Source organism: Empedobacter sp. UBA7252 (assembly GCF_002472765.1).
Lineage (GTDB): Bacteria > Bacteroidota > Bacteroidia > Flavobacteriales > Weeksellaceae > Empedobacter > Empedobacter falsenii_B.
On record NZ_DKSQ01000086.1, the window covers coordinates 1 to 4,055 of the forward strand.

A 4,055-nucleotide genomic window follows, 5' to 3' on the forward strand; every position below is an offset into this window, starting at 1 on the left:
TTAACAAGGGGAAGATTACACTATTACTAAAGAAATTGATGACTACGGAAAAGTTACTATCATTGTCACGCAAGAAATGATTGATGAAGCAAAATCGTATATCAAATCCAAAAATTATCCAAAACCAGTTTCTCCAGTAATGCATTACTTAAACTCATTTAATGTAAATATTTACAAAGACAAATTAAAACTTTCTGGGAAAACAGGTGAAGGTGCTAGTATTGTAACAAATACGAACGGAACGTTTTTAACTGTTGAAACTGCAAAATGGGCAAATGCTGTTGCTTACGAAACTTACAATGAAGAAGACGAATTAATTTCTGTTTCTGTTTTAGGTACAGGAGATGTTACGTTTAAAAATACATTTGTAGATTTCCCAGTCAATGCTAAAAAAGTATATGCTGTTGGTTTCGATGGCGCTAAAATACTAGTTTATCCAACTAATTTATCTACTAACGAAAGTATCAAATCTACGGATTTTAATATTGTTCCAAATCCAATCAAAAATGACTCAAACATTAAGATTACACTTAACAATTCAAAAGGACAATACAATTTAAGTGTAATTGACATCAATGGAAAAGTCATCACAAATTCGATTGGAAATATAGATGAATTGAATAAAACTATCAATTCAAAATTCAAATCATTACCAAAAGGTATCTATATTGTTACATTGAAAAATGAAACTTCAAATTACACGAAAAAGATTATTAAAGAATAGTTTAACACGTATAATTCATAAACAAAAAACTCCCGCAAATGCGGGAGTTTTTACTACTATATAAAAGATAATTATTTCGCTTTATACTTCGCGATTCCATCTTGTAACCATTTTAGGTAAACTTCTACATCAAGTTCAGCTTCTAAAGGTTTAGAAAAACGATTCAAATTTTTATCAACCAAAATATAATAAGGTTGAGCATTTGCATTGAAATGTTCAATCTCGAAAGAAGTCCATTTGTTACCAACTGTTTTCAAATTACGATCTAACGCTTTCGAAAATACTTTTTGATCTTCTGGTAATTCTTTTGCTTCGTCAACATATAACGAAACTAAAACAACATCTTCAGCCAAAATTTTCTTCACACGCTCATCGCTCCAAACACGTTCTTCAACTTTACGGCAATTTGCACACGCATGCCCTGTGAAATCTAACAACATTGGTTTTCCAACTTTCGTTGCGTAAGCTGCTGCTTGATCAAAATCTTTGAATGCAGGAATTCCATGAGGTCCAGCAACCATATTTGGATCATCAAATTTAGCTGTTGCTTGTCCACCTCCTACACCTTCGTGGAAACCTCGTGGCGCTTCAGAATAGGTCATTGGAGGTGTTAAACCACTTAATAGTTTTAATGGTCCACCCCATAAACCTGGAATCATGTAAATCGCAAATGATATCGAAACCAATGCAAATAACATTCTCGGAACACCAATTGTTTGCACAGGTGAGTCTAATTCTAATCTAAATTTACCTAAAAGATATAATCCTAAGAAGATAAAAATTGCAATCCAAAATGCTAAGAAAATTTCTCTTGGTAACCAATTCATTTGCCAAACTAAATCTGCGTTTGATAAGAACTTCAAGGCAAAAGCTAATTCAATAAATCCTAAAGAAACTTTGATTGTATTTAACCATCCACCAGATTTTGGCATTGAATTTAACCAACCAGGGAACATCGCAAACAATGTAAATGGAATCGCTAATGCTAAAGAGAAGCCAAACATTCCTACGATTAATGAATAATAGTTTCCTCCTTGCGTCGCTTGAACTAATAACGAACCAATAATTGGTCCTGTACAAGAGAAAGACACTAATGCTAATGTGAATGCCATAAAGAAGATTCCAATTAATCCGCCTTTATCAGCACCTTTATCAGCTGCATTTACCCATTTACTTGGTAATGTCAATTCGAAAGCTCCAAAAAATGAAATAGCAAATACAATGAAAATTGCAAAGAATGCTAAATTCACCCACGGATTTGTTGACATTTCATTTAGGACTGATGGTCCAAAAATAACTGTCGCCAATAAACCTAATGCAACATAAATAACAATGATTGATAATCCATAAATAAAGGCTTTTCCAACTCCTTCTCCTTTCGATTTACTTTGTTTTGTAAACATACTTACTGTCAAAGGAATCATTGGGAAAATACAAGGCATTAATAGCGCTGCTAATCCTCCTAAAAATCCTAAAGAAAAGATTTTCAATAAACCATTATCTTTCTTTTCGTTATCTGCTAATAAAGAATCATCAACTTTTTTGATTGTATCTTGTGTTGCTACAACAACAGCTGTAGAATCTTCTTGAACAGAATCCTGCGTAATTTCATTTACTGCAACAGTATCTTTTGCTTCTGTAGCATCTGCTGGCTTTGCCTCTTCTTTCGTCTCTTCAACTTTTGCGGAAGGCGTTAATTTTATCGTTCCGCTTGTTTCATCTGGTGGCAAACAACGTTCGGCATCACACATTTGAAATTCTATTGTGTACGATACATTTACAGGTTTATCACCCGAAACTTTCACTTTTTGAACAAATTTTACTTGATTTTCGTAATATTTTTCATCTTGTTCAAAAATTTGGCTGTATTTATCTATACGTTTTCCAACTTCGCGCGTACCTCCAATCAATTTTGCATTTGCAGCTGGTTTAAATGATGCACTTGCTGGAATTCCAATTCCTCCATCAGGATGTTTCATTGAATAAAGGTGCCAACCTCTATCAATTTTTCCTGTTACCTCGATTTCAAACTCATTCTGTCCAACCTCCTTCACCGAACTCGACCATTTTGCAGGACTAAATAACTGTGCGTTGACTAAAATTGGAAACAAAAAAAGTATCCAAAGTTTCTTTAACATACTGTAATGTTTAAAAAGTTTTTACTTGTTTCTGTCGTTTTGAAACGTTCATCCAAACGATGATTTACCACCCAAATAATTTGATCTTTTTGGTCACAAAGCAACCAAACCTTCTCTTTTTCTAACTTAGAAAGTTTCAAATCTTTCATAAACTTACTCAACAATTTTTTTTGACCTTTCATTCCAATTGGATAAAAGAAATCTCCCTCTTTCACTTTTCTAAGTTTAAGCGGAAACAAAATTGATGTAAAGTCTACTATTTCAGTAGCGTTTTCGTGTGGATTTATCGATTTCACGAACTTCAAATTTAACGAATTGATTTCAATTAACTCATCAAAAATCGTTAATTCATCTTCATTTTCTTCTTCTATTTTTTGCAACAACAAATTTTCTCGATTTTTAATTAATCGATAAGTTGCTGATTTTATTTCACTTCCCGTTTCTGCATCCAAAAATTTTAAAATTTCTTTGCTCGACGAAAATCCATATTTTTCGAACAAATAATGTAAAAATGTTTCTAATGGTTGAAGTTTTTTTAATGCTGAAATTTCAATTTCAATCGGATTATCTCCTGAGAATAAATCACTTCTAACTTCTCCAACTTTATTTTGTACAATTTGATAATTATCATTGATATGATTTAAACTTGACAAAAAATTCTCATCAAATTGCGGATGAAGCTCTTTTAGAATTGGTGTAATGTGATGACGAATCTTATTTCTAGTATAATCATCCGTCGCATTCGTATAATCTTCTCGCCAATTTATTTCATTTGATTTTGCATATTCCAACAAATCATTTTTTGTAAAATTTAAAAGTGGACGAAAGATTTTTCCATTATCAATTTGCATTCCAACCAAACCTTTCAAACCTGTTCCACGAGAAAGATTAATCAAAAAAGTTTCAATATTATCATCCAAATGATGAGCTGTCACCAAAACATCCAAACAATTTTGTTGTTGAACTTGCTCAAACCACTCATAACGCAAATTTCGGCAAGCCATTTCTACCGAATAATTTCCTACTTTCTGATAAGCCGCAACATCAAAACGAGTCGAATGAAACGGTATATTATATTTTCCACAATATTCTCTCACAAACAATTCATCGCCATTTGCGTCTTCTTCACGCAACTGAAAATTACAATGTGCCACCTGAAAATTTGCAGCTGTTTGACGGAATAAATCTAACAA

3 protein-coding genes are annotated in these 4,055 nt (G+C 32.6%); 1 reads left to right on the plus strand and 2 read right to left on the minus strand.

The window, feature by feature from the left end; genetic code table 11:
• Positions 1–76 precede the first annotated feature (76 nt).
• Entirely contained in the window at positions 77–724 is a 648-nt protein-coding gene (locus B2X73_RS12140) for a T9SS type A sorting domain-containing protein (RefSeq protein ID WP_219035233.1), read from the plus strand.
• Positions 725–795: 71 nt separating this feature from the next.
• On the opposite strand, the gene B2X73_RS12145 is transcribed toward B2X73_RS12140, so the two are convergent.
• Positions 796–2,862, minus strand: coding sequence for a protein-disulfide reductase DsbD family protein (locus B2X73_RS12145; RefSeq protein ID WP_286496180.1), 2,067 nt, complete (start codon positions 2,860–2,862; stop codon positions 796–798).
• Positions 2,856–4,055 (minus strand): tRNA lysidine(34) synthetase TilS (tilS, locus tag B2X73_RS12150; protein ID WP_291096537.1); only part of this gene is annotated, 1,200 nt, incomplete at its 5' end. The genes B2X73_RS12145 and tilS, both read right to left, overlap by 7 nt.

Coding starts and splice junctions, on each gene's coding strand:
- B2X73_RS12145 (WP_286496180.1), bottom strand. CDS start 2,862: ATGTTAAAGAAACTTTGGATACTTTTTTTGTTTCCAATTTTAGTCAAC.
- B2X73_RS12140 (WP_219035233.1), top strand. CDS start 77: ATGATTGATGAAGCAAAATCGTATATCAAATCCAAAAATTATCCAAAA.